This is a genomic window from Stenotrophomonas sp. 107298_Sma (genome assembly GCF_056480345.1).
In genome coordinates, this window is record NZ_CM151094.1 from 3,078,450 (window position 1) to 3,102,309 (window position 23,860).

General features: G+C 64.7%; 19 protein-coding genes. 8 read left to right on the forward strand and 11 right to left on the reverse strand.

The features are described 5' to 3' along the window. Positions 1 to 7: 7 nt before the first annotated feature. From ACZK2G_RS14490 to ACZK2G_RS14515, 6 genes are all read left to right on the forward strand, one after another. Positions 8 to 904 carry a GNAT family N-acetyltransferase gene (locus ACZK2G_RS14490; RefSeq protein WP_136639879.1) on the forward strand — a complete coding sequence of 299 codons (897 nt, stop codon included), beginning with the start codon at positions 8 to 10 and terminating at the stop codon, positions 902 to 904. Between the two features lie 186 nt (positions 905 to 1,090). Then, on the forward strand, positions 1,091 to 3,922 hold the full coding sequence (locus tag ACZK2G_RS14495; protein WP_426355581.1) for a 2-oxoglutarate dehydrogenase E1 component: 2,832 nt from the start codon (positions 1,091 to 1,093) through the stop codon (positions 3,920 to 3,922). 39 nt (positions 3,923 to 3,961) lie between these two features. Then, a complete protein-coding gene (sucB, locus tag ACZK2G_RS14500) occupies positions 3,962 to 5,164 on the forward strand; it encodes a dihydrolipoyllysine-residue succinyltransferase (RefSeq protein WP_012511581.1) in 1,203 nt (400 codons plus the stop codon). 63 nt (positions 5,165 to 5,227) lie between these two features. Continuing rightward, positions 5,228 to 6,664, forward strand: a complete 1,437-nt coding sequence (gene lpdA / locus ACZK2G_RS14505; protein ID WP_136639877.1) for a dihydrolipoyl dehydrogenase — start codon at positions 5,228 to 5,230, stop codon at positions 6,662 to 6,664. Between the two features lie 202 nt (positions 6,665 to 6,866). Continuing rightward, the gene (locus ACZK2G_RS14510; RefSeq protein WP_478473685.1) at positions 6,867 to 7,475 is read left to right on the forward strand and encodes a DUF4062 domain-containing protein; all 609 of its coding nucleotides are present in this window, start codon (positions 6,867 to 6,869) and stop codon (positions 7,473 to 7,475) included. After that, positions 7,472 to 8,812, forward strand: coding sequence for an ATP-binding protein (locus ACZK2G_RS14515; protein WP_478473687.1), 1,341 nt, complete (start codon positions 7,472 to 7,474; stop codon positions 8,810 to 8,812). The genes ACZK2G_RS14510 and ACZK2G_RS14515 overlap by 4 nt, the downstream gene beginning before the upstream one ends. A gap of 228 nt (positions 8,813 to 9,040) precedes the next feature. Here the strand turns inward: ACZK2G_RS14515 and ACZK2G_RS14520 are convergent, their stop codons facing one another. From ACZK2G_RS14520 to ACZK2G_RS14570, 11 genes are all read right to left on the reverse strand, one after another. Then, positions 9,041 to 9,289: a hypothetical protein gene (locus tag ACZK2G_RS14520; protein WP_478473688.1), complete on the reverse strand. Its 249-nt coding sequence runs from the start codon at positions 9,287 to 9,289 to the stop codon at positions 9,041 to 9,043. Further along, positions 9,286 to 9,498, reverse strand: coding sequence for a hypothetical protein (locus tag ACZK2G_RS14525; RefSeq protein WP_010486834.1), 213 nt, complete (start codon positions 9,496 to 9,498; stop codon positions 9,286 to 9,288). The genes ACZK2G_RS14520 and ACZK2G_RS14525 overlap by 4 nt, the downstream gene beginning before the upstream one ends. Before the next feature lie 169 nt (positions 9,499 to 9,667). Further along, complete coding sequence (locus ACZK2G_RS14530; RefSeq protein ID WP_478473690.1) at positions 9,668 to 11,257, reverse strand: alkaline phosphatase D family protein; 1,590 nt, start codon at positions 11,255 to 11,257, stop codon at positions 9,668 to 9,670. Next, positions 11,257 to 13,500 carry a TonB-dependent receptor family protein gene (locus ACZK2G_RS14535; protein WP_478473691.1) on the reverse strand — a complete coding sequence of 748 codons (2,244 nt, stop codon included), beginning with the start codon at positions 13,498 to 13,500 and terminating at the stop codon, positions 11,257 to 11,259. Before ACZK2G_RS14535 ends, ACZK2G_RS14530 begins: the two co-directional genes overlap by 1 nt. A gap of 168 nt (positions 13,501 to 13,668) precedes the next feature. Further along, positions 13,669 to 15,099, reverse strand: coding sequence for a replicative DNA helicase (locus tag ACZK2G_RS14540; protein ID WP_046984333.1), 1,431 nt, complete (start codon positions 15,097 to 15,099; stop codon positions 13,669 to 13,671). Between the two features lie 297 nt (positions 15,100 to 15,396). After that, positions 15,397 to 15,957 carry an NADPH-dependent FMN reductase gene (locus ACZK2G_RS14545; RefSeq protein ID WP_046984334.1) on the reverse strand — a complete coding sequence of 187 codons (561 nt, stop codon included), beginning with the start codon at positions 15,955 to 15,957 and terminating at the stop codon, positions 15,397 to 15,399. Between the two features lie 66 nt (positions 15,958 to 16,023). After that, positions 16,024 to 17,967, reverse strand: a complete 1,944-nt coding sequence (asnB, locus tag ACZK2G_RS14550) for an asparagine synthase (glutamine-hydrolyzing) (protein ID WP_253078158.1) — start codon at positions 17,965 to 17,967, stop codon at positions 16,024 to 16,026. A gap of 3 nt (positions 17,968 to 17,970) precedes the next feature. Further along, the gene (locus ACZK2G_RS14555; RefSeq protein WP_253078159.1) at positions 17,971 to 20,250 is read right to left on the reverse strand and encodes a transketolase C-terminal domain-containing protein; all 2,280 of its coding nucleotides are present in this window, start codon (positions 20,248 to 20,250) and stop codon (positions 17,971 to 17,973) included. Between the two features lie 77 nt (positions 20,251 to 20,327). Then, positions 20,328 to 20,984, reverse strand: a complete 657-nt coding sequence (locus ACZK2G_RS14560) for a glutathione S-transferase family protein (RefSeq protein ID WP_253078194.1) — start codon at positions 20,982 to 20,984, stop codon at positions 20,328 to 20,330. Between the two features lie 172 nt (positions 20,985 to 21,156). Continuing rightward, positions 21,157 to 21,699 (reverse strand): GNAT family N-acetyltransferase, encoded by a 543-nt coding sequence (locus tag ACZK2G_RS14565; protein WP_136639873.1) that lies wholly within the window; start codon positions 21,697 to 21,699, stop codon positions 21,157 to 21,159. A gap of 131 nt (positions 21,700 to 21,830) precedes the next feature. Continuing rightward, the gene (locus ACZK2G_RS14570; RefSeq protein ID WP_478473693.1) at positions 21,831 to 22,670 is read right to left on the reverse strand and encodes a glycine zipper 2TM domain-containing protein; all 840 of its coding nucleotides are present in this window, start codon (positions 22,668 to 22,670) and stop codon (positions 21,831 to 21,833) included. A gap of 162 nt (positions 22,671 to 22,832) precedes the next feature. Here ACZK2G_RS14570 and ACZK2G_RS14575 point away from each other — a divergent pair, with 162 nt between their 5' ends. Both ACZK2G_RS14575 and ACZK2G_RS14580 read left to right on the forward strand, forming a co-directional pair. Then, positions 22,833 to 23,048 (forward strand): DUF6116 family protein, encoded by a 216-nt coding sequence (locus ACZK2G_RS14575; protein WP_099784760.1) that lies wholly within the window; start codon positions 22,833 to 22,835, stop codon positions 23,046 to 23,048. Beyond that, positions 23,045 to 23,818 (forward strand): TatD family hydrolase, encoded by a 774-nt coding sequence (locus tag ACZK2G_RS14580; protein ID WP_478473695.1) that lies wholly within the window; start codon positions 23,045 to 23,047, stop codon positions 23,816 to 23,818. The genes ACZK2G_RS14575 and ACZK2G_RS14580 overlap by 4 nt, the downstream gene beginning before the upstream one ends. The last annotated feature ends 42 nt before the right edge of the window (positions 23,819 to 23,860 follow it).

Sequence of the window (23,860 nt, forward strand, 5' to 3'; positions counted from 1 at the left end):
CATGACCGTGATCCGGGTCCAGCAGGTCAGCCACGCCGATGCCCATGCCGCTCTCCACGACGTGCGCCAGCGCGTGTTCGTGCAGGAACAGGGCATCGCCGCCGAACTGGAGCGCGACGCGCTGGACCCGGTCAGCGCCCATGTGCTGGCGCTGGATGGCGACGGGCAGCCGGTCGGCACCGGCCGACTGGCCCCGGACGGCCGCATCGGCCGTATGGCGGTACTGGCCAGCCATCGCAGCCACGGGGTGGGCGAGGCTCTGCTGGAGGCGCTGGTCGAGGCCGGGCGGCGGCTCGGCCTGGCCGAGCTGCACCTGCACGCCCAGCTGCCCGCCCGCGATTTCTATGCGCGCCAGGGCTTCCTGCCCGAGGGCGAGGTGTTCGAGGAGGCCGGCATCGGCCACCAGCAGATGCGCCGCCGGCTGAGTGCCGCCAGCGCCATCGACAGCCGCGCCGAGGCGCTGGCCATCACCACCGCCATCGTCCATCGCGCCCGCCGGCAGCTGTGGCTGCACAGCCGCCAGCTGGATCCGGGCCTGCTGGATGCGCCGCCGGTGCAGGCGGCCCTGCGTCGCTTCGTCACCGCCCGCCACGACAAGCAGCTGCGGGTGATCGTGCACGATGCGGCCGCTATCGCCTCGGCCGGCGCGCCGCTGCTGGCGCTGGCCCAGCGCCTGCCAAGCGTGATCCAGTTCCGCGAGGTCACCGACCCGGTCGACCGTGCGCTGGCCTCGGCCTGCCTGCTCAACGATGCCGGCGACTTCTACTTTCGTCTGATCGGGCACCAGCTCGACGGCGAGGCCGGCATCGCGCTACCGGCACGTTCGCAGCCGTTCGAGCAGCAATTGCAGCGCGTCTGGGACCGTTCGCGCGATTGCAGCGAACTGCGCGCGCTCGGCATCTGAGCCGGCGCAGCTGATCCAACCTGTCTGGAAGCGGCACCGGGGGACGCGCGATGCCCTTGGTGGTGCCCCTTCGTGTCCGGTTGGGGGTACAATTTGGCTGTTTGAACGCGCCCGTGCATGGCTATTCATCTTCGTGCCGGGTCCTTCTGAAGCCATACCCCACAAAGCGAATCAGCACCCTCCATCGTGGACAATCAACTGAAGCAGTTTGCGCAATCTTCGCAACTCGCCGGCGGCAACGCCTCCTATGTCGAGGACCTGTACGAGCAGTACCTGGTCTCCCCGGATAGTGTCGATCCCAAATGGAAAACCTACTTCGACGGCTTCAAGGGCCGCGAAGCAGGTGACATTCCCCACTCGGCTGTCATCTCCCACATCGCGGACGCGGCCAAGGATGCGCTGAAAGCTGGCACCGGTACCGGTGCAGGCGACGAGCGTGAGCGCAATGTCGGTCGCCTGATCACCGCCTACCGTTCGCGCGGTCACCTGGACGCCCGCCTGGATCCGCTGGGCCTGGCTGCTCCGGTCAACACCCCGGACCTGGGCCTGCCCTTCCACAACCTGTCCGATGGTGACCTCAACAGCGAGTTCAGCACCGGCGGCGTGGGTGGCCAGCCGCGCATGAAGCTGCGTGACCTGCTGGCGCGCCTGAAGGCGACCTACACCGGTTCGATCGGTGCGGAGTTCATGCACATCTCCGAGGTCGAGCAGCGCCAGTGGATCTACAAGAAGCTGGAACTGGCCGGTGGCAACTACCAGCTGGACGCTGACACCCAGCGCCGCACGCTGGAGCGCCTGACCGCCGCCGAAGGCCTCGAGCGCTACCTTCACACCAAGTACGTCGGCCAGAAGCGCTTCTCGCTGGAAGGCGGCGACTCGCTGATCCCGATGATGGACACCATCATCCGCAGCGCCGGCAAGGATGGCGTCAAGGACGTGGTGATCGGCATGGCCCACCGCGGCCGCCTGAACGTGCTGGTCAACACCCTCGGCAAGAACCCGCGCAAGCTGTTCGACGAATTCGAAGGCAAGTTCGAGCACGACGAGCACGCCTCGGCCGGCGACGTGAAGTACCACATGGGCTTCTCGGCCGACGTGGCCACCGACGGTGGCCCGGTGCACCTGGCGCTGGCGTTCAACCCGTCGCACCTGGAAATCGCCGATCCGGTCGTTGCCGGTTCCGTGCGTTCGCGCCAGGAGCGCCGCAAGGACACCGCGCGCAAGCAGGTGATGCCCATCCTGATTCACGGCGACGCGGCCTTCTCCGGCCAGGGCGTGGTCATGGAACTGTTCCAGATGTCGCAGGCCCGCGGCTTCGCCGTCGGCGGCACCGTGCACATCGTGGTCAACAACCAGGTCGGCTTCACCACCTCCAACCCGCTGGATACGCGCTCCACGCGCTATGCCACCGACGTGGCGAAGATGATCGCCGCCCCGGTGCTGCACGTGAACGGCGATGATCCGGAAGCGGTGGTGTTCGCCGCGCAGCTGGCCTTCGAGTTCCGCCAGAAGTTCGCCAAGGACGTGGTCATCGACCTGATGTGCTACCGCCGTTGGGGCCACAACGAGGCCGACGAGCCGGCGATCACCCAGCCGCTGATGTACCAGGTGATCCGCAAGCACGCCACCACCCGCGAGATGTACGCCGAACAGCTGGAAAAGGCAGGCGTGATCGCCGCCGGCGCAGGCAAGGCGATGGTCGATGCGTACCGCGAGAAGCTGGATGCCGGTGAAGTGACCACCGAACTGGCCAAGGTCGAGAAGACCCCGCCGAGCAGCCCGCTGTTCGTCGATTGGCCGAAGCTGCTGGAAGGCAAGCTGTCCGATCCGATCTCGACCAAGGTCGAGAAGAACAAGCTGGTCGAACTGGCCAAGCTGATCAACACCGTGCCGGAAGAAGTGCAGCTGCACTCGCGCGTGTCCAAGGTCTACGACGACCGCCGCAAGATGGCCGCTGGCGAGATCCCGGGCGACTGGGGCTTTGCCGAGAACCTGGCCTACGCCACCCTGCTGGACGAAGGCAATGCACTGCGCCTGGTCGGCCAGGACGTCGGCCGCGGTACGTTCACCCACCGCCACGCGATCCTGCACGACCAGAAGACCGACAACTACTACCTGCCGCTGCGGCAGCTGGTGGATTCGCCGGAGAAGGCCACCATCATCGATTCGCTGCTCAGCGAAGAAGCGGTGATGGCCTACGAATACGGCTTCTCGACCACCGATCCGAACACTCTCTGCATATGGGAAGGCCAGTTCGGCGACTTCGCCAACGGCGCCCAGGTGGTGATCGACCAGTTCATCGCCGCCGGTGAAGCCAAGTGGGGCCGCATTTCCGGCCTGACCCTGCTGCTGCCGCATGGCTATGAAGGGCAAGGCCCGGAACACAGCTCGGCGCGCCTGGAGCGCTTCCTGCAGCTCTGCGCGCTGGAGAACATGCTGGTGGTGGTGCCGTCGACCCCGGCGCAGGCCTTCCACATGCTGCGTCGCCAGCAGCACCTGACCACCCGCAAGCCGCTGGTGGTGATGTCGCCCAAGTCGCTGCTGCGCCACAAGCTGGCCGTGTCGACCCTGGACGAGCTGGCCAATGGCGAGTTCCAGCACCTGATCGGCGATGCCAATGCCGATGCCAAGAAGGTCAAGCGCGTGGTGCTGTGCTCGGGCAAGGTCTACTACGACCTGCTGGAAGACCAGACCAAGCGTGGCCAGGACGACGTGGCGATCATCCGCGTGGAGCAGCTGTATCCGTTCCCGCGTGCGCTGCTGGCTGCCGAACTGAAGAAGTACGGCAAGGCCACCGACGTGGTGTGGACGCAGGAAGAACCGCAGAACCAGGGTGCGTGGTACCAGATCCGCCACCACCTGCAGTTCTGCCTGGCCGATGGCCAGAACCTGCACTACGCCGGTCGCGCACGTTCGGCTTCGCCGGCTGCCGGTCACATGGCTGACCACGTCCGCGAACAGCAGCAGCTGGTCGCCGATGCACTGGTCAACCCGTTCAACGACTCGTTCGCTGAATAACTCTCCCCCTATTTAGAAGACAAACCAGGAAGCTCCCGCATGGCCACCGAAGTCAAAGCCCCGGTACTGCCCGAATCCGTCGCCGACGGCACCATCGCCACCTGGCACAAGAAGGTGGGCGACGCCGTCAAGCGCGACGAAAACCTGCTTGACCTGGAAACCGACAAGGTCGTCCTGGAAGTGCCGTCGCCGGTCGATGGTGTGATCAAGGAAATCAAGTTCGCCGAAGGCGCGACCGTGACCTCCAGCCAGGTCGTGGCGATCATCGAAGAAGGCGCCGTGGCCGCTGCTCCGGCGCCGGCCGCTGAAGCCGCTCCGGCTGCTGCCGCCGCTCCGGCCGCTGCTGCTCCGGCTGCCGCCGCTGCTCCGGCCCCGGCTGCCAAGTCGGCCGCCGACGCGCTGCCGCCGGGCGCCCGCTTCACTGCCATCACTGAAGGCGTGAATCCGGCCGACGTCGATGGCACCGGCCGTCGCGGCGCGGTTACCAAGGAAGACATCGTCAACTTCGCCCGCAACGGCGGCGCCGGCAAGGCCGGTGGCGCACGTCCGGAAGAACGCGTGCCGATGACCCGCATCCGCAAGCGCATCGCCGAGCGCCTGATGGAGTCGAAGAACTCCACCGCCATGCTGACCACCTTCAACGAAGTCGACCTGTCCAAGGTGTCGGCGGCGCGCAAGGAACTGCAGGACGAGTTCGTCAAGGCACACGGCATCAAGCTCGGCTTCATGAGCTTCTTCGTGAAGGCCGCCGCCAACGCGCTGCAGCGTTTCCCGCTGGTCAATGCCTCCATCGACGGCGACGACATCATCTACCACGGCTACTCGGACATCTCGATCGCCGTGTCGACCGAGAAGGGCCTGGTCACGCCGGTGCTGCGCAATGTCGAGCGCATGTCGTTCGCCGACATCGAACGCACCATCGCCGACTACGCCAAGAAGGCCCGTGACGGCAAGCTGAGCCTGGAAGAACTGCAGGGCGGCACCTTCACCGTGACCAACGGCGGCACCTTCGGTTCGCTGCTGTCGACCCCGATCATCAACCCGCCGCAGAGCGCCATCCTGGGCATGCATGCCATCAAGGAGCGTCCGATCGCCCAGAACGGCCAGGTCGTGATCGCGCCGATGATGTACCTAGCGATGTCCTACGATCACCGCATCATCGACGGCAAGGACTCGGTGCAGTTCCTGGTGGACATCAAGAACCAGCTGGAAAACCCGGGCCGCATGCTGTTCGGCCTGTAAGAAACCTCCCGCCCCTCCGCGCCTGCGCGGAGGGGTTCTGGTAATGCATCAAGGAATAATTCAATGGCTGAACAATTCGACGTCGTCGTCATCGGTGCCGGCCCGGCCGGTTACCACGCTGCCATCCGCGCCGCACAGCTGGGCCTGAAGACCGCCTGCATCGACGCAGCGCTGGGCAAGGACGGCAAGCCGGCCCTGGGCGGCACCTGCCTGCGCGTGGGCTGCATCCCGTCCAAGGCGCTGCTGGATTCCTCGCGCCAGTTCTGGAACATGGGCCACATCTTTGGCGACCACGGCATCAGCTTCAAGGATGCCAAGATGGACGTCGAAGCGATGGTTGGCCGCAAGGACAAGATCGTCAAGCAGTTCACCGGCGGCATCGCCATGCTGTTCAAGGCCAACAAGGTCGCCACCTACTACGGCTTCGGTGAACTGCAGCCGGGCAACGTGGTCAAGGTGAAGCAGCACGACGGCTCGGAAGTCGAGCTGAAGGGCACCAACGTCATCATCGCCGCCGGTTCGGATTCGATCGAACTGCCGTTCGCCAAGTTCGACGGCGATACCATCGTCGACAACGTCGGCGGCCTGGACTTCACCGAAGTGCCGAACCGCCTGGCCGTAATCGGCGCCGGCGTGATCGGCCTGGAACTGGGCAGCGTGTGGAAGCGCCTGGGCGCTGAAGTCACCATCCTCGAAGCACTGCCGGAGTTCCTGGCCGTGGCCGACGCCGAAGTGGCCAAGACCGCTGCCAAGGAATTCAAGAAGCAGGGCCTGGACATCCGCCTCGGTGCCAAGGTCTCCAAGACCGAGATCACCGGCAAGGGCAAGAAGAAGGAAGTCGTTGTCACCTACACCGACAGCGAAGGCGAAAAGACCCTGACCGTGGACAAGCTGCTGGTGGCCGTCGGCCGTCGCGCCGCCACCAAGGGCCTGCTGGCCGAAGGCACCGGCGTCAAGGTAAACGAGCGTGGCCAGATCGAAGTCGATGCGCATTGCCACACCGGCGTCAACGGCGTGTGGGCAGTGGGTGACTGCGTGCGCGGCCCGATGCTGGCGCACAAGGGCTTCGAGGAAGGCATCGCGGTGGCTGAGCTGATCGCCGGCCTGCCGGGCCACGTCAACTTCGACACCATTCCGTGGGTCATCTACACCGAGCCGGAACTGGCATGGGTCGGCAAGACCGAAGCCCAGCTGAAGGCCGAAGGCATTCCGTACAAGGCCGGCAGCTTCCCGTTCGCCGCCAACGGCCGTGCCGTGGCGATGATCGAACCGGCAGGCTTCGTGAAGATCCTGGCCCATGCCGAAACCGATCGCATCCTCGGCATGCACCTGGTCGGCGCCAACGTCTCCGAACTGGTGCACGAAGGCGTGCTGACCATGGAGTTCAGTGGCTCGGCCGATGACCTGGCCCGCATCTGCCACGCCCACCCGTCGCTGTCGGAAGTGATCCACGACGCGGCAATGGCGGTCAGCAAGCGCGCCATCCACAAGGCGAACTGATCGTTCGCTGGTAGTGCCGGCCGCTGGCCGGCATGGCTGGATACAAGAAACCCCGCCTTGGCGGGGTTTTTTGTTGCCTCCAGTGTCCGAACATGGATGGAAAATCAGCCGACTGCATCAAAGCTAAAATGATCAAATAGGCATAGGACTGAGTTCACCTTGACTAAAGCTCGTTCCCTAAAGACAATTCAGAGTCACAGATATGGAATTCAAAATGGCGGCCCCTACAATCTTTGTGAGCTCGTCTGTCTATGGACAAGAGACTCTTCTAGACCAAGTATTCGCCGTACTAAAGAGCTATGGCTACAAAGTGTGGATGTCACACAAGGGAACAATACCGCTGAATCCAAAGCTATCCGCCTTCGAAAATTGCATTGTTGGCGTTGAAAAGGCAGATATAGTTTTTGGAATTATCAACGGCAGATATGGAAGCGGCGTCATTGATGGCGCGCCATCAATAACCCATAAAGAAATGGAAAGCGCCATCTCACTCGAAAAGCATAGGTACTTTGTAGTTCATCGAGATGTAATAACGGCGCGCCATCTTCTAAAACAATTCAGAAGGGATGATAAGGGCAACCCACACCCACCATCATACTTTAAAAAAAATCCCATCTTTGACGACGTTCGTGTAATCGACATATACGATGCGGCAACCCTGGCGGATCAACCTCTAGAAAAAAGGAAGGGAAACTGGGTGCAACAGTACACTGATGAAGCATCACTCCTGCAATTTATCGAAAGTCAGTTCTCTGAGCTTTCAAGATTCACCCAAGATGCGAGCCCGCAGACTGAGAATTTCTCGCCATGAATAGTGAATCCTCTGCAGACAGCCTTGTGGCATTCGAAGGCCTTTCGATCTATGAAATCGCAAAAGCAGTAACTGCATTCGCGAATGGAAATGGCGGACGAGTCATGATAGGCATATCCGAGAGCGGAAATATACTAGGCCTTCCAAAGCAGGCCAGTATCAAATCCGTATCTCAAGATGTTTCTGAAAAAATCAGTCCTCGCCCAGCATTCTCTGTAATCCAGAGAAAAATTCTTGAGAAATCAATAATTATCATCGACGTTCCATCTGGGCATGAGCGCCCCTATGTGATGGATGATTGCATCTACGCTTGGAACAACGGAGCTGCCAAGCAAGCATCGCCTAGAGAAATTTCAAGAATGATCTCTGCGAGAGTCGAGGAGTCCACTCGTTGGGAGCGCCAGCCAGCGCTAGGCGTCGACTACAACGATCTAGATGACGACCAAGTTGTTCAGTCTTGGAGAGCGCTGCTTGATCGATCTGATTCCAAGATGCAGATGGCTCGGGACAAGGTTGACGCATTGGAGATCATGAAAGTTGCGTCATCTGGTCGAGTTTTCAATTCTGCCGCCGTCCTCTTCTCAAAACCTGATACTGGCCTTCCGCAATCAATTGTAAAAATCGGAGCATTCTATACATCTGAACGCTCTGAGTTTAGAGACAGCCGAATTATTCAGGGCGGAATCTTCTATCTTTTCGACGAGGTAGCATCATTCCTCGAACGAAACCTGCCCGTATCATCTCATTTTGAAGGCTACAAACGTCACGACAATAGATTGTTATCTGCATTCGTGATTAGAGAATCAATAATGAACGCACTGGTTCATAGGGATTACTCGCAACAGAATTCTTCAATAATGATAGCGCTCCACCCAGATCGTTTGGAAATCTGGAATCCCGGCCGCTTACCTGATGGGATATCTGCGGATAGCATCGCATCCACGCAGGTTTCCAAGCCTACCAACCCGGACATAGCGAATGTTGCACACATGCGTGGGCTCGTGGAACAGTGGGGGAGTGGAACAGGGCGCATTGTCTCAGAATGCAGAAGATCGGGTTTAAAGGATCCAAAGTGGGAAACAATTGCAGACGGAGTTAGACTCACCATCTCCCTAGTTCAAAAAAGCACGGAAGGATTTGCTGATGACGAAAGAACGAGAGACTTCCTAGACTCCAAAACCGCTGGCCAAAGAGTAATGCCGAGCGACTATATCGCCTACCACGCTGCTAATTCACAATCAGATGCCAACCGAGAGCTGAGTAATTTAGCTGAAGCCGGATACCTAATAAAAATTCCGCAGGACGACGGGTACTTCCGGACTGACAAGCAGGCTTAAGCAACACACCGCCCGCCGCTCTCGGAGGTCAATCCACGACGCAGCATGCCGGCCAGCAAGCTCACCAGCCACAAGGCGAAATGATCGTTCGCCGGTAGTGCCGGCCGCTGGCCGGTATGGCTGGATACGAAAAACCCCGCCTCGGCGGGGTTTTTTGTTGGCTGCGCCGGTGTAGAGCCGAGCCCACGCTCGGCTGCCCTGCAAAGCCCGCCGAGCATGGGCTCGGCGCTACACTTTCCCAACCGGCTTCTTCGGCGGATCGTCGCAGACCCTGTGCTGCACCACCGTCTCGCCAACCTTCCATTCCTTCGCGACCCTGCAGCTCTCCTTGGCTTTCTGCACAGAGACCGCTGCAGCATTCGCCTCGTCAGCCGCAGCAGTCTGCTGGCGTTCCAGCCACACCGAGGGTGGCGCTGGAGGAGTGGCCAGTGCCGGCCCCGCGAGCAATGCCAGCGCCACCAGCAGCACCGTCCTCATGCAGCCACCGCCCGGCCACCGAGCAGGCGCGCCGGCAGCATGAACAGCGCGCGCAGGAACGCGAACAACGCCGAGAAGGTGATGCCGACCAGGCGGAACGGCAGACTCAGCAGCCAGACGAACGGCCAAGCGATCAGGGCGAGGATCGCCAGCGGCCAGCACAGCACGAACAGCAGGCACCACACACCGAGCGCGAACAGGGTCTTCATCACGGTCTCCTTGTGGCGGCACCTTGCCGCCTGCGGACACCTTGGCGCCCCGCCCTGGCCGCCCGCAAACGGTTTGCGACGAAACCCGGGCTGGGGGCGATGAAACCGATTGCGGGGAAACCGGAGATTCAGGAGATTGCCGGCCAGCGGCCGGCACTACCGCAGGGATTTACACCGGGACCGCGCCCGGGCGGCCGTGGGTCACCTGGAAACGCGCCGCGGTGCGCACCGCAGCGTCCGCACGCAGCACGCTGTCGGCGAAGCGCAGCTCAGCGTCCACGGTCTGCCGGTTCAGCTGCAGCTTCCACCAGCCACGGCGGTCGCCGTCGAAATAGCGGATATGCGGGTTCTGCGGAATCGATGGCCCGTAGTACGGCCCGTACGGTGTGTCGTCGCCGCCACTGCTGATCGCCGGCGCGATGAATTCGGTGGCCACGACCGGCGCACTGGCCGCGTCAAAATCCAGCTTCAGGTCGTTGACGAAAGAGGAATGCCAGTCACCACCCAGCACGATGGCATTGCCCTGCCCGCCTGCCTGCATCGCCTGCAGCAGCCGGTTGCGTGCGGCGGGATAGCCATCCCAGGCGTCATTCCAGAAGCGCTCGCGTGGCGTGCCGCCGTCCAGCCGCAGCTGCGCCATCAGTAGCTGCTGCACCACCACGTTCCAGCGCGTGCCTTGCGCGGCGGCCATCGACTGCGTGAACCACGCTTCCTGGCCCATGCCGAGCATGCTCATGCGCGGGTCCAGTGCGGCATCACAGCGTGGTGACTCGCCGACGCCACAGGGATTGGCCGGGCGGAACTGGCGGCAATCGAGCAGCGTCAGCTGTGCCAGGTCGCCATAGCGCAGGCGCCGATGCACGCGAAGACCGCCATTGCCCGCTGGCGTACTACGCATCGGCAGGTGCTCGTAGAACGCGCGGTAGGCCGCCGCACGACGCACGATGAAATCTTCGGTCGATACACCGGGCTTTTCCGGGTGGATGCCGGAGTAATCGTTCTGCACTTCATGGTCGTCCCAGATCACCGCGAACGCATGTGCGGCGTGCGCGGCCTGCAGATCCGGATCGAGTTTGTACAGCGCGTACTGGTCACGGTAGCGCTCCAGGCTGACGGTCTCGCCGCTGAAGCGCTCGACATCCAGCGCACGACCACGCGCATTCTGCAGCGGGCTGTACTCATACAGGTAGTCACCCGCGTGGAGCACCAGGTCGACATCGCTCTGTGCGATATCGCGCAGCACCGGATAGTAGCCACTGTTCCAGGCCTGGCAGGTGCACAGGGCCAGCCGCAGCTGCTGCAGTTGCGTGTCCAGCAACGGCGCGGTACGGAAATGGCCGACCGCGCTTTCCTCGTCACCGTCGCAGGCAAAACGGTAGTAATAGTCGCGGCCTGGGCGCAGGCCGTTGACCTCCACGTGCACCGAATGGGCCAGCTCGGGCACCGCCGCCGCAGTACCCCGCTGCACCAGCCGGCGCATGCCGGGGTCTTCGGCCACGAACCAGCGCACCGGTACAGCCCGTGACGGCATGCCGCCGCCATTGAGCGGGTCCGGTGCCAGCCGCGTCCATAACACGGCCCCCTGTGGATCCGGATCACCGGCGGCGACACCGAGGGTGAACGGATCACGCCCCAGCCGCGGCCGTGGGCCGGCCGTGGCCAGCCCCGGCATCGCCGCCAGCGCGATCGCCGCCCCCGTGCCCTGCCACGCCATGCGCAGCAGGCGACGACGGCTTTCCGGATCGACAGGCCCGCGCATCAGAAGCGCACGGTTGCGGTGGCCATCACCTGGCGCGGCGCGCCGACCTGCATGGTCGCCAGGCTGCGGGTCGGGTCGGCGGCGTAGGTACCGTTGGTGTTGATCGAGGACAGGTAGCGCTTGTCGGTCAGGTTGGTCAGGTTCAGCGCTACGATCAGGTTCTGCGCCGGGCCGAGCTTGCCGAAGTCATAGGCCGCCGAGGCGTTGACCAGCCAGTAGCTCGGCACCGACACATCGTTGGTATAGGTCACGTAGCGCTTGCCGACATGGTTGGCGGCCAGGCGCAGGTCCCACGGGCCCGGGGTCCACGCCAGGGTGCTGGCGAACATCCATTCCGGGGTGTCGACGGTCGTCTTGCCGCGGGTTGGCACCACGCCGTTGTTTACGTAATCGTTGTCGTAGGTGCTGTCATTCCAGGACAGCGCATTGGACCAGGTCAGGTCCTGCATCGGCTTCAGCTGCAGGGTCGCCTCGGCGCCGCGGCTGGTCACCGAACCGACGTTGGAGAACAGTGCCGGGCAACCGAGGATGCCCACGCACTGCGCGATGGCCAGCAGACGGTTGTCGAACTTGACGTCGTACACCGCCACCGAGGCTTCATAGCCGCGGCCGTAGCCACGCCAACCCAGCTCGATCGTGCGCGACTGTTCCGGCTTCAGGTTCTTCGCGCTGCTGTCGAATGCCGCCTGCGGCACGTTGAACGGACTGCCGACACCCAGTGCATAGGCGGCGATGTTCTTGGCGAACGAGCCGAAGATCTCATTGCCTTCGTTGAGCTTGAAGTTGAAGCCGGCCTGCGGCAGCAGCCCCTTCTTCGAGGTCAGGCTGCTGTTGTTGGCGTAGCTGCCCAGTGGCGTGCGCACACTGGTACGGGTGTGCGGCGACTTCGCACCGATGTCGATGGTCAGGCGATCGTCGAACAGGCGGAAGCGGTCCTGCACGTAGAACTGGCGGGTGATGGTGGTGTAGCGCTGGTGCCACACGCGCTGGTCCGGGTTGCGCAGGAAGAAGTCGTCGGTAATCGGGCCGTCGATGTAGTAGAAGTTGCGCTGCACGCTGTGCCCGTTGTCCTCGTACCAGAGGCCAGCCTCCAGTTCGTGGCCACCGACGTTCCAGGTGAACGCCGAGGTCACGCCGGTGCGATCGATCGCATACTCGGTGGTGCGGATCGAGATTGGAATCTCGCGGCTGGTGCCCGGGTTGGACGGATTGGATGGGCTGAACCAGTGGCCCTGGCCACGGTTGCTGTGGTTGTAGACATTGACCTTCAACCGCATCGACTCGTTCAGGCCAAAATCGCCGGCAATGCTGGACAGGTCATCGTTGCGCAGGCCGTGGCCGGAGTAGTACGCATCCCATGGGCTGTTGACGCCGCCGCTGAATTTGCCGCGTGCGGCGGCGACCGCGCGATCCCAGTCCGGCGCGTAGTTGTCCCAGTCCCAGCCGAGGCGGTCGATCATCTCCAGCGACAGATCCTGGTAGTCGGCCTCGACGCGGCGCGACGCATTGAACAGCGCGGTGATCCTGCTGTCCACGCCGAAGTTGTACGTGGCCTTGCCGTTGAACTGCTTCAGCTCCTGCGAGCCCTTGCCCTTCCACTTGTCGCCTTCGGAATAGACGCCTGACAGGTAGGCAGCAAAGCCTTGATGGTCGCCGGTATCCAGCCGCGCATAGCTGCGGCGCGCACTGTCGCTGCCGAAGCTCTGTGCCAGCACCACGCCGTACTCGGTGGACGGATCGATCGAATAGAACTGGAACACGCCGCCGAGGTTGCTGGTGGACGGCGTGCCCAGCGCACCGATGCCGGTGGAGACCTCGGCACCGCCCAGGTTCTCGCTGATCACCGCGCGGCTGATATGCAGGCCGTTGCTGTTGCCGTAGGCCATGTTGCCCAGCGGGATGCCATCGAGGGTGTAGCCAAGGCGGTTCTGGTTGAAGCCGCGCAGGCTGATGGTGGTCGACCATTCGTAGGCGCCGGTGGCATCGGCCGACTCGAAATGCACGCCCGGCTTGGTTGCCAGCAGCTTCAGCGGGTTGGCACCGGGCGGCAACACCTTCATGTCTTCGGCAGTGACGCGCTGAACCTGGCGTGCTTCGCCGCGGCCGATCACCGAGACCGAATCGAGCGTGGTGGCCGACTGCGCGTCGGCGGCGGGGGCGGTTTCAGCGGCGGCCAGAGACGGGAGCGAAGCACAGACCAGCAGGGCCAGCAGATTGCGGCGGAGCGGAGCGTGGGACGGCATGGAGGCGGATTCCTTGGGCACGCTGGACGCCGAAGGGCGGCGTCGAAGGGCAGCAGCGGCGGAATCGTAGAAGCGTCGCGTTACATGTCATTTACACGCCACATACGGAACGTTGATGTTCCGAATGGTGCTGGGGCCGGCCTGTATCCGTGCCCCAGCGAACGTCCGTTACTCGAACGAACCGACCGAATCGTGGGCCAGGTTGTCGAAACGGGTGTACTCGCCGAAGAACTTCAGCTTGCACGAGCCCGTCGGGCCACCACGGTGCTTGCCGATGATGATCTCGGCCAGGCCCTTGTCCGGCGAATTTTCCTTGTTGTAGTAATCGTCGCGGTAGATGAACACGATCATGTCCGCGTCCTGCTCGATAGCGCCCGATTCGCGAAGGTCGGCCATCACCGGGCGCTTGTCGGTACGCGTTTCCAGCGAGCGGTTGAGCTGGGACAACGCGATCACCGGTACGTGCAGCTCCTTGGCCAGGCCCTTCAGCGAACGCGAGATTTCCGAGATTTCGGTCGCGCGGTTCTCGCTGTTGCCCGGCACGCTCATCAGCTGCAGGTAGTCGATCACGATCAGTCCCAGATCATGTTCGCGCTTGAGGCGGCGGCACTTGGAACGCAGCACTTCCGGCGACACGCCCGGCGTGTCATCGATGAAGATCTTGGTTTCCTTCAGCATCTTGATCGCGCTGGTGACGCGGCTCCAGTCTTCGTCTTCCAGCTGGCCGGTACGCAGGCGCTGCGCGTTGATGCGGCCGTTGGATGAAATCAGGCGCATCGCCAGCTGCGAGGCCGACATTTCCATCGAGAACACGGCCACACCCTTCTTCGACTTGATCGCCGCATACTCGGCGATGTTCAGCGCGAAGGTGGTCTTGCCCATGGCCGGGCGCGCAGCGAGGATGATCAGGTCGGTCGGCTGCAGGCCGGCGGTCATCGCGTCGAAGTCGTTGTAACCGGTCGGCAGGCCGGTGATGTTGCCGCCGTTCTCGAAGCGGTTGCGCAGTTCCTCGAAGGCATCCTTCAGTGCGCCAGGCATGGCCACGAAGTCGGTACGGCCCCGCGCACCCTGCTCGGCGATGGCGAACACGCTCTTTTCCGCCGAGGCCAGCAGCTCACTGCTGTCGCGACCTTCGGGCTGGAAGCCATCGTTGACGATGTCGGTGCCGACCTGGATCAGCTGCCGCAGCACCGCCTTGTCACGCACGATTTCGGCGTAGGCCACGATATTGGCCGCCGACGGCGTGGTGCTGGCCAGCTCGATCAGATAGGCACCATCGCCGACCAGTTCCAGCTTGCCCTGCGATTCGAACCACTCACCCAGGGTCACCGCATCGAACGGACGTTCACGTTCGGACAGCTCGCGGATCGCACGGTAGATCATCTGGTGGTCGCGGCGATAGAAATCGACCTCGGTCAGCTGGTCGTTGACCCGGTCATAGGCCTCCGGCGCCAGCATCAGCCCACCCAGCACCGCCTGCTCGGCTTCCACCGAATGCGGCGGCACACGCAACTGATCGATGCGCGACTCGTCGCGATCACGATCAAAGCCATCACCGCGCTCTCTGCGGTTGGAACGGAAGCCGGAACGGGCGGACATGCTGCGGTGTTTCCTACGAAAGTGGCCAGACGAGTGTAGGCATGCACCGCCCCCGGCGGCCATGGACAAACTTGTGGATAAGCCGTGGAAAAACGGGGGATATCCGCCGGTGCCTGGCCAGACTGGCATGGGGGCGTCGCACTGCCTGCCATGAACGCCGTTGCGGCGCCCGAGCCGTGCATTATCGCAGATCCACGCCCCGGGGTCGGATCCCGTGCAACATGCGGGCTCCGGCCCGCCCAGCTGGACGTGGGGTCGGATCCCTCTGCAAAGCAGAGGGCTCTGACCCCCTCGGTCTCAATCGCCCTTGGTATGCACCGCGATCAGCGTCAGAAAGCGGTCCACGTAGCCCTGCAGGAATTTCTGCGTGCCCTCGTTGTGGATCGTGCCGTCGGCATCGATCAGGCCTTCCTTGAAATGGATGAACGCCTCGGGCTGGCCGAGCACGTGCATGTCCAGGAACGCCAGGCTGTTGCGCAGGTGCTGCTGGGCCACAGCGGTACCGATCTGGCCGATGGACGCGCCGATCACCGCCGCCGGCTTGCCAGCAAATGCGCTGTCACCATACGGGCGGGAGCCGATGTCGATGGCGTTCTTCAACACGCCCGGGACTGAGCGGTTGTATTCAGGGGTCACGAACAGCACGGCCGTGGCGGCGCGCACCTGGTCTTTCAGGCGCGTGCCCTGCGCCGGGTAGTGCGCATCAAAATCCTGGTCGTACAGAGGCAGATCGCCGATCTGCACGTACTGGAAGCGCGCGCGGTCGCCGGCGATCTTCTCCAGCGCATGGGCCAGCTTGCGGTTGCAGGAATCCTTGCGCAGGCTGCCAACGAACACGGCGATGGTGGGGACGGACATCGGGACAGACTCCTCACGGTGCGGGAGGCCCAGCCTAGTCGCCGGGCCCGTGCAGGCCGGTGAAGATCAGCTGCCGGTGACGGTCGCGCGCACCTGCCGCCAATGCGCCTGCCACGCCTGGAACATCAGCACGTTCCACAGGTGGGTATGCCACTTGCGCTGGCCCCCGAGGAACTGCTGCCACAGGGGCTGCACGGCCGCCGCCGACAGCACGCCCTCGCGCTCCAGCCGCGCCGGCTGCAACAGATCCTCTGCCCACGGCCGCAGGTCGCCCTTCAACCAGTCGCTGACCGGTGCGCCGAAGCCGCGCTTGGGCCGGTGCACCATCGACTGCGGCACGTAACGGCCCAGCACGCGCTTGAGCAGCACCTTGCTGGTGGTTTCACTGCGCTTGAAGCCCAGCGGCAATGACCAGGCGAACTCGGCCACGCGCCAGTCCAGCAGCGGCGCGCGCGCCTCCAGGCTGACCGCCATCGAGGTGCGGTCGACCTTGCACAGCAGATCGTCTGGAAGGTAGGTCACATAATCGGCCAGCATCATCGCGTCGGCCGGGGTGCCGGCGCCATGCAGCGGGTCGGCCAGATCGTAGAAACTGCCTGCCGCCTGCGCACCCGGTACTGCAGCGGCCGGGTCACGCCAGCGCGAAATACGGTTGCGGTACACATCGCCAATGCCACGCGCGCCGGACTCGGCCAGCAGCGCGGCCAGGCCACCGGTACGCGAGGCCTCGCCCTGCTGCTGCGCGCGTGCGCCCATCCAGCGCCGCAGCGGGCCCGGCACACGGCCCAGCATCTGCCAGTTGCGCAGCGCACGCACGTAGCGGGTGTAGCCGAAGAACAATTCGTCGCCACCATCACCGGACAACGCCACGGTCACGCCCTGCCGTGCCAACCGGGCGACCAGCGCGGTCGGCACCTGCGAAGCATCAGCGAAGGGTTCATCGAACATCGACGGCAGCTGCGGCACCACCGCCAGTGCATCGGCGCCGCTGACGTAGAGTTCGGTGTGATCGCAGCCCAGATGCGCAGCCAGCTCCTTGGCCAACGGCGCCTCGTCGTGGCCGGAGCCGGTGAAGCCGATGCTGAAGCTGTGCACCGGCTGCCCGCTCTGTGCCTGCATGAGTGCTGCCACCAGCGAGGAATCGGTGCCGCCGGACAGGAACACGCCCACGGGCACATCGGCCACCATGCGCAGCGCAACCGCATCGCGCAGCAGCGCGTCCAGCTGTTCCTCGGCCTCTTCGATGCGGCCCTGGAACGGAGCGGCAAGTGCTGCCTGCATGCGTGCACGCGCATCCCAGAATGGGCGCTGCGCCTGCTCCGGGCGATGCCCGGCCGCACCGGCGGCCACGGTGGCCGCATCCAGGCGCAGCACGCGGCCCGGCATCAGCTTGTAGCAGCGCTGGTGGATGCTGTGCGGCGCCGGGATGTAGTCCAGCCGCAACAGCAGGGTCAGTGCGTCGCGGTCGATGTCGTTGTCGAAGGCCGGGTGCTGCCACAGCGCCTTCAACTCGGAACCGAACACCAGCGTGTCACCGGCCCAACCGTAGTACAGCGGCTTCTTGCCGACACGGTCGCGGGCCAGCCACAAGCACTGCTCCTGGCGGTCCCACAGGGCGATGGCAAACATGCCGTTGCAGCGCTGCAGGGTGTCTTCCATGCCCCATTGCAGGATCGCTGCCAGCAGCACCTCGGTATCGGAATGGCCGCGGAACTGGTGCCCCAGCGGTTCCAGCTCGGCGCGCAGCGCGGCGAAGTTGTAGACCTCGCCGTTGTAGGCCATCACATAGCGACCATCGGCCGAGGCCATCGGCTGATGGCCCAGCGGGGACAGGTCGAGGATGCTCAGGCGGCGGTGCGCCAGCGCGATGCCGGCCCCGGCATCGACCCAGCAGCCACCATCATCCGGCCCGCGGTGGTGCAGCGCCTCGCCCATGGCCAGGACCTGCGCCTGCAGCACCTCGGCCGACGCCACCGGCGCCGGCAACAACATTCCCGCCAATCCACACATGCATCAGGGTTCCTGCGCCAGTTCAAGGGCGGCGCCAATCACTGCATTGTCGCTTGGAAGCCCGAACATTGCTGCCCCCGCCAGCGGCGTATAGGTATCGGCACCGCAGACCCGGCGCAGCGGCAGGTGGCCGAAGCCGGCCTCGACCAGTGCGGTGACCACGCCCTCGCCCACCCCGCCGCTGTGGCGGCCCTCGTCCAGCACCAGCACGCGCCGGGCGCTGGCGGCCTGTGCGGCGATGAAGCCGGCATCCAGCGGCACCAGCCAGCGCAGGTCGACCACCCGCACCTGCCAACCCAGCTGCTGCTCGATTGCCCGTGCCGCACGCAGCGCCATCGGCACGCCGTTGCCATAGGTGTAGACCACCAGGTCGCCGGCGTCCGGCGCGTAGACCCGGCCCTCGCCCGGCACCAGCGCCTGGCCAGGCGCGGGGTAGTCGAACAGCCACTGGCCATCGCCCGGTTCGTGCAGATCCTTGCTCATGTACAGCGCGATCGGCTCCAGGAATACCGCCACCCGGCCATCCACCCGCGCCAGCGCTGCCAGCGTACGCAGCATCATCACCGCATCGTCGCCACGCGAGGGGCAGCCGACCACCAGGCCAGGGATGTCGCGCAGCGCGGTGATCGAATTGTCGTTGTGGAAGTGCCCGCCGAAGCCCTTCTGGTAGCCCAGCCCGGCCACCCGCACCAGCATCGGATTGCGGTACTGGTCATTGGAGAAGAACTGCAGCGAACACGCTTCTCCGCGCAGCTGGTCGATGGCGTTGTGCAGGTACGCCAGGTACTGGATTTCCGGAATCGGCAGCATGCCCATGTTGGCCAGGCCCTGCGCCATGCCCAGGATCATGGTTTCGTCCAGCAGGGTGTTGAACACCCGGCGTGGGCCGAAGCGGCGCAGCAGATCCTTGGTGACGGTGTAGACACCGCCCTTCTGCGCGACGTCCTCGCCGAACAACAGGCTCTGCGGATACTTCGCCAGCAGTTCCTGCAGGCCGTGGTTGATCTGTATGGCGAGGTGCCGTGGTGCCTGTCGCTCAGGCAGGGCCTCCGCACCGCCATACAGCGCTTCGCGCGTCTCGGCGGGCACCTCGCGCCGTGCTTCGGCCTGCACCGCCGCTGGCGTGTACGGCGCCAGCGGCGCCATCACTTCCTGAAGCGACTGCAGCGTCGGGCGGCCTTCAGTCTCTGCAGCAGCGGCCATGCAGCGCGCGCGCATCGTCTCGTAGGCAACCTCGATCGCCGCCGCATCCATCCAGCCTGATTCCAGTGCGATCTGCGCCGAGCGCAGCAAGGGATCCTGCGCCTCGGCCGCACACAGCTCCGGCAACGCGCGCCATTCCACTTCGAAGTCGGTACCGGCGTGGCCCATCAGGCGCGTCGTGCGCAGGTGCAGGAAGGTAGGCCGCCGCGTGCGCCGGCAGTGCTCCACTGCGGCCTGCACCTGGGCGTGGCCAACCGCCAGATCCAGGCCATCGGCGAAGAAATAGTCCAACCCCGGCTGACGGCTGAAACGCTCGGCGATCCACCCTTCGGGCGTCTTTACCGAGATGCCCAGGCCGTTGTCCTCGCAGACGAACAGGATCGGTGCCGGCAGTTTCTGGTAGGCCGACCACATTGCGGTATTGAACGCGGTCTGCGCGGTGGCATGGTTGGCCGAGGCATCACCGAACGAGCACAGCACGATGCTGTCGGTGGGAATCGGCAGCGCCTGCCCCAACCGCTTGCCACTCTCGATGGCCAGCGCGGTACCCAGCGCCTTCGGCAGGTGCGACGCAATCGTCGAGGTCTGCGGCAGCACCCACAATGGCTTGCTGCCCCACACCTTGTGGCGGCCACCGCTGGCCGGATCATCGGCGCTGGCGGCGAAGGACAGTGCGGCATCGCGCAGCGGGTCGATGCCCGGCACCTGGCGCGAACGCTCGGCCATGAAAGCACCGGAGCGATAGTGCAGGAAGGCTGGATCGGTATGCCGGCAGGCCCGCGCCAGCAGCGCGTTGCCTTCATGGCCGGAGGAACCAATGGTGTAGAAGACCTTGTTCTGCACGCGCAGAACACGTGCCATCAGGTCCAGCTGGCGACTGGCCAGCTGCGAGTCGAACAGTTCGCCGAACGCAGCGGCGGTAAGCGTGCTGCCCGGCAGGATCGGCGCATCCGCTGCCGGGCGCGGGCGCGGGGTGCCGCGCCAGCCCCGCACTGCATCGAGGAAATTGACATCGCACACTTCGGCGCGGTTGAGCACGCGCATGCGTGCGGGAATCGGATCTGGAACCACAGCGAACATCGAACACCCTCCGTGTCGTTGTTGCATTCCGCCGGGCACGGCCCGGCGCTACCCTGTGGGGGTCACCTTGGTGAGAGTCACGCGGCCTCGAAGCGCGCACGGACCTCGGCGGTCACTGCCGGCATCGGCAGGAAGCGCGGTTGCGCGCGCACGCGCTGCAGCCAGCCGCGCACCTCCGGGAAGAGATCCAGCGCAATGCCACCCTCGCCCGCCACATCGGTGTAGGCGAACAGGGCGATGTCGGCAATGCCGTATCCGCTGCCGGTGAACCACTGCGCCTGCCGCAGGTGCTGCTCCATCACCGCCAACGCGTTGGCGGCGCGCTCGTGCAGGCGCGGCAGTTCAGCGCGGCGCGGCGAATCCGGTGTGGTCCAGCCACGGATGAAGCGCGCCACTGCCACGCAGGGCTCGTGCGTGTACTGCTCGAAGAACATCCAGCTCAACGCCTGCGCACGCTCCCAGCCGTCGCTGGGCAGGTAAGGGGTACCTTCGGCCAGCCAGAACAGGATCGCATTGGATTCAGTCAGCACGCGGCCATCGTCGCGGACGATCAGCGGCACCTTGGCATTCGGATTCAGCGCGAGGAATTCAGCGGTGTGGGTCTGGCCATGGGCGCTGTCCACTTCCACCCAGCGGTAACGGCTGCCGAGCTGCTCCAGCAGCAGGCGGACCTTGTGGCAGTTACCCGAGACCGACATGCCATGCACCGTCAGCGGGATGCGCTCTTCCAGCATTGCCTGCTCCATCGAATCCGGCCGGCGGCCGGCTGCGGGCAGTCTGGCAAGCGCACCGGTGAATGCCAAGCGCGGGTGCAGCATGGCACCCTTGTAGTGCCGGCCGCTGGCCGGCAATCGCACGAATCCTGCCAAGAGGTTGGCGGCCAGCGCCGGCACTACCGGGCAACGCTCAGCGTGCGCGCTGCCGCCACTGCTCGCGCGACTGCCCCCAGATCTGCATCGGCTTGTCGTTGTACGGCGGCGGCAGCTCGCCCATGCGCAGCAGCGTGCTGCCCAGCTTGCGCGCGACCACGCGGGAGTTCTCGTTGTCCTCTGCGATGGTGTGGACCACCTCATCCCAACCCAGCGTGTCGAACGCCCAGTCGATCGCGGCGGTGGCAGCTTCCGGGGCATAGCCCTTGCCCCAGCTGGCGCGACGGATGCTCCAGCCGACCTCGGTGCCCGGCCAGTCCTGCGGCTGCCACGGTCCCATCCGGCCGACCCACTCGCCGCTGGACTTCTCGATCACGCTGAACATCGAGAAACCAAACAGCTGCCAGGCCCCCGCCAGGCTGCAGAAGCCCCGCCACGCGACCGAGGGCGGCTGCACACCTCCGAGCGTGCGCATCACCTCTTCGTCGGCGCAGAAGGCCAGGTACTGCTCATAGTCGTCACGCTGCGGTGGACGCAGGATCAGGCGCTCGGTTTCCAGGCGCAGGTCGAAGATGCTCATGCCGATTCCATATCGCAGTGATGGGAAGGCCCATGATGGTAGACCCACATCCGGCGCGGATGAACATCGGCGTCCCCAACGAAACGGGCCGGCATGTGCCGGCCCGTCAGGTACTGCGTGGTGCGGATGGATTACTGGCGGGTCGCGGCGGTAGCGCCGGCAGCCGCGGTTTGGGTGACCAGCTGGCCATCGACCACCGGCAGGCGATCGCTGGCCGGCTTGTTGTCCATACGCACGGTCTTCTCTGCACCGTCGTAGCGGTAGGTCACGTTATAGCCCTTGACCACATCGCTGGTGCCCATGGCGATGCGGTTGCCCGGCTTGCTGCCCATGCGCATGGTGCCGGTGGTGCCGTCTTCATTGCGGTAGGTCACGTTGTAGCCGGTGACACGGCTCGACTCGGAGGTGGCCGTTTCGGTGTGGCACTGACGCTCGGTGCGGTTGACCACGCGGCCACCCACATGGCGCTTGTCGACCTGGTTGCCGATGAAGCCACCGGCCACGGCGCCGGCAGCGGTCGCGGCCTTCTTGCCATTGCCGCCGCCCACCTGGTTGCCCAGCAGGCCACCGACCACGGCACCGACCACGGTGCCACCGACGTTGCCGTCACGCTCGGGCAGGCGTTCCTGCACCACCACGTCCTGACACACCTCATGCGGGGTCTGGGTAGTGGACGTCTCGCGTACCGGATCGGTGCCGATCACGGTGGCATAGGCCTTCTGCTTCTCGGTGATCGGGTCGACCTTCAGCACGTCGGCGTACTCCAGGCCGCGCGGCGCGGACGGGTCGAGCGTGTCAGCCCGCGCGCCATCGTCAGCGGCGTTGCCATCGACCAAGCGCGATTCACTCGGGTTTCCGGCGCTGAGCTGCTCAGGCGACTTGTCGCCACTCTTCATGAAGGCGGCGGTTGCGATACCACCGACCAGCAGCGCGCCCGCTGCGACCAGGACAGTTGTAGTTGTGCTTTTCATGACCTGCTCCTTGCGGACCGTCCGCAACGTTCTCAGGCCAGATTGCAGCATGCGCTGCCTGAACGGAATCTCCACATTTCCTGCTCATTCCCGTAACCCATTCAGCATCGGGAAATGCTGGGCCCGTGGTAGCGTTTGCATATTCCCCACAAGGACCCCGCCATGGCCAACCCGATGCTGCTGCCGGTACTGCAATGGGCGCGCCGGCTGCGCTACCCCACCCTGTTCAAGCTGACCGCAGGCCTGTTCGCGCTGACCCTGTTCATCCCCGACCCGATTCCGTTCGTCGACGAACTGGTGCTGGGCTTTGGCACCCTGCTGCTGGCCAACTGGAAGAGCCGGAGCGCGACCACGCCACCGCCCCTGGAGCAGCGTTGAACCTGCTGGTCGACAGCCACTGCCACCTGGACGCCAGCGAGTTCGACCGCGACCGCGCCGCCGTGGTCGAGCGCGCACAGGCAGCTGGCGTGCACCAGCAGGTGGTGCCGGCGGTGACCGCGGCCAGCTGGCCGAAGCTGCGCGAGGTCTGCCGGCTGGCCCCGGGGCTGTATCCGGCCTACGGCCTGCATCCGATGTTCCTGGCCGAGCACCGCCCCGGGCACCTGTCCGAGCTGCGCGAGTGGATCGAGCGCGAACGCCCCTGCGCGATCGGCGAATGCGGCCTGGATTTCTTTGTCGAAGGCCTGGATGCAGAGACGCAGCAGGCGTACTTCATCGGCCAGCTGGAACTTGCCCGTGAGTTCGAGCTGCCGGTGATCGTGCATGCGCGGCGCGCGGTGGATGCGGTGATCGCCGCGATCCGTCGCATCGGCGGCCTGCGCGGCGTAGTGCACAGCTTCTCCGGCAGCCCCGAACAGGCCGCACAACTGCACAGGCATGGATTCCTGCTGGGCCTGGGCGGACCGCTGACCTACGAGCGCGCGCAGCGACTGCAGCGACTGGTGCGGGAGATGCCGCTGGAACAACTGCTGCTGGAGACCGACGCCCCGGACCAGCCCGACGCCGGCATCCGCGGCCAGCGCAACGAACCCGCACGACTGGCAATCATCGCCCGCCATGTGGCGGCGGTGCGCGGAATCGAGCTGGATGCGCTGGCGCAGGCCACGACGGAAAATGCGCGGCGGTTGTTCAACCTGCCCACGATGTAACGGTAGGTGCCGACCTTGGTCGGCACGCTGTAACGACCGCGG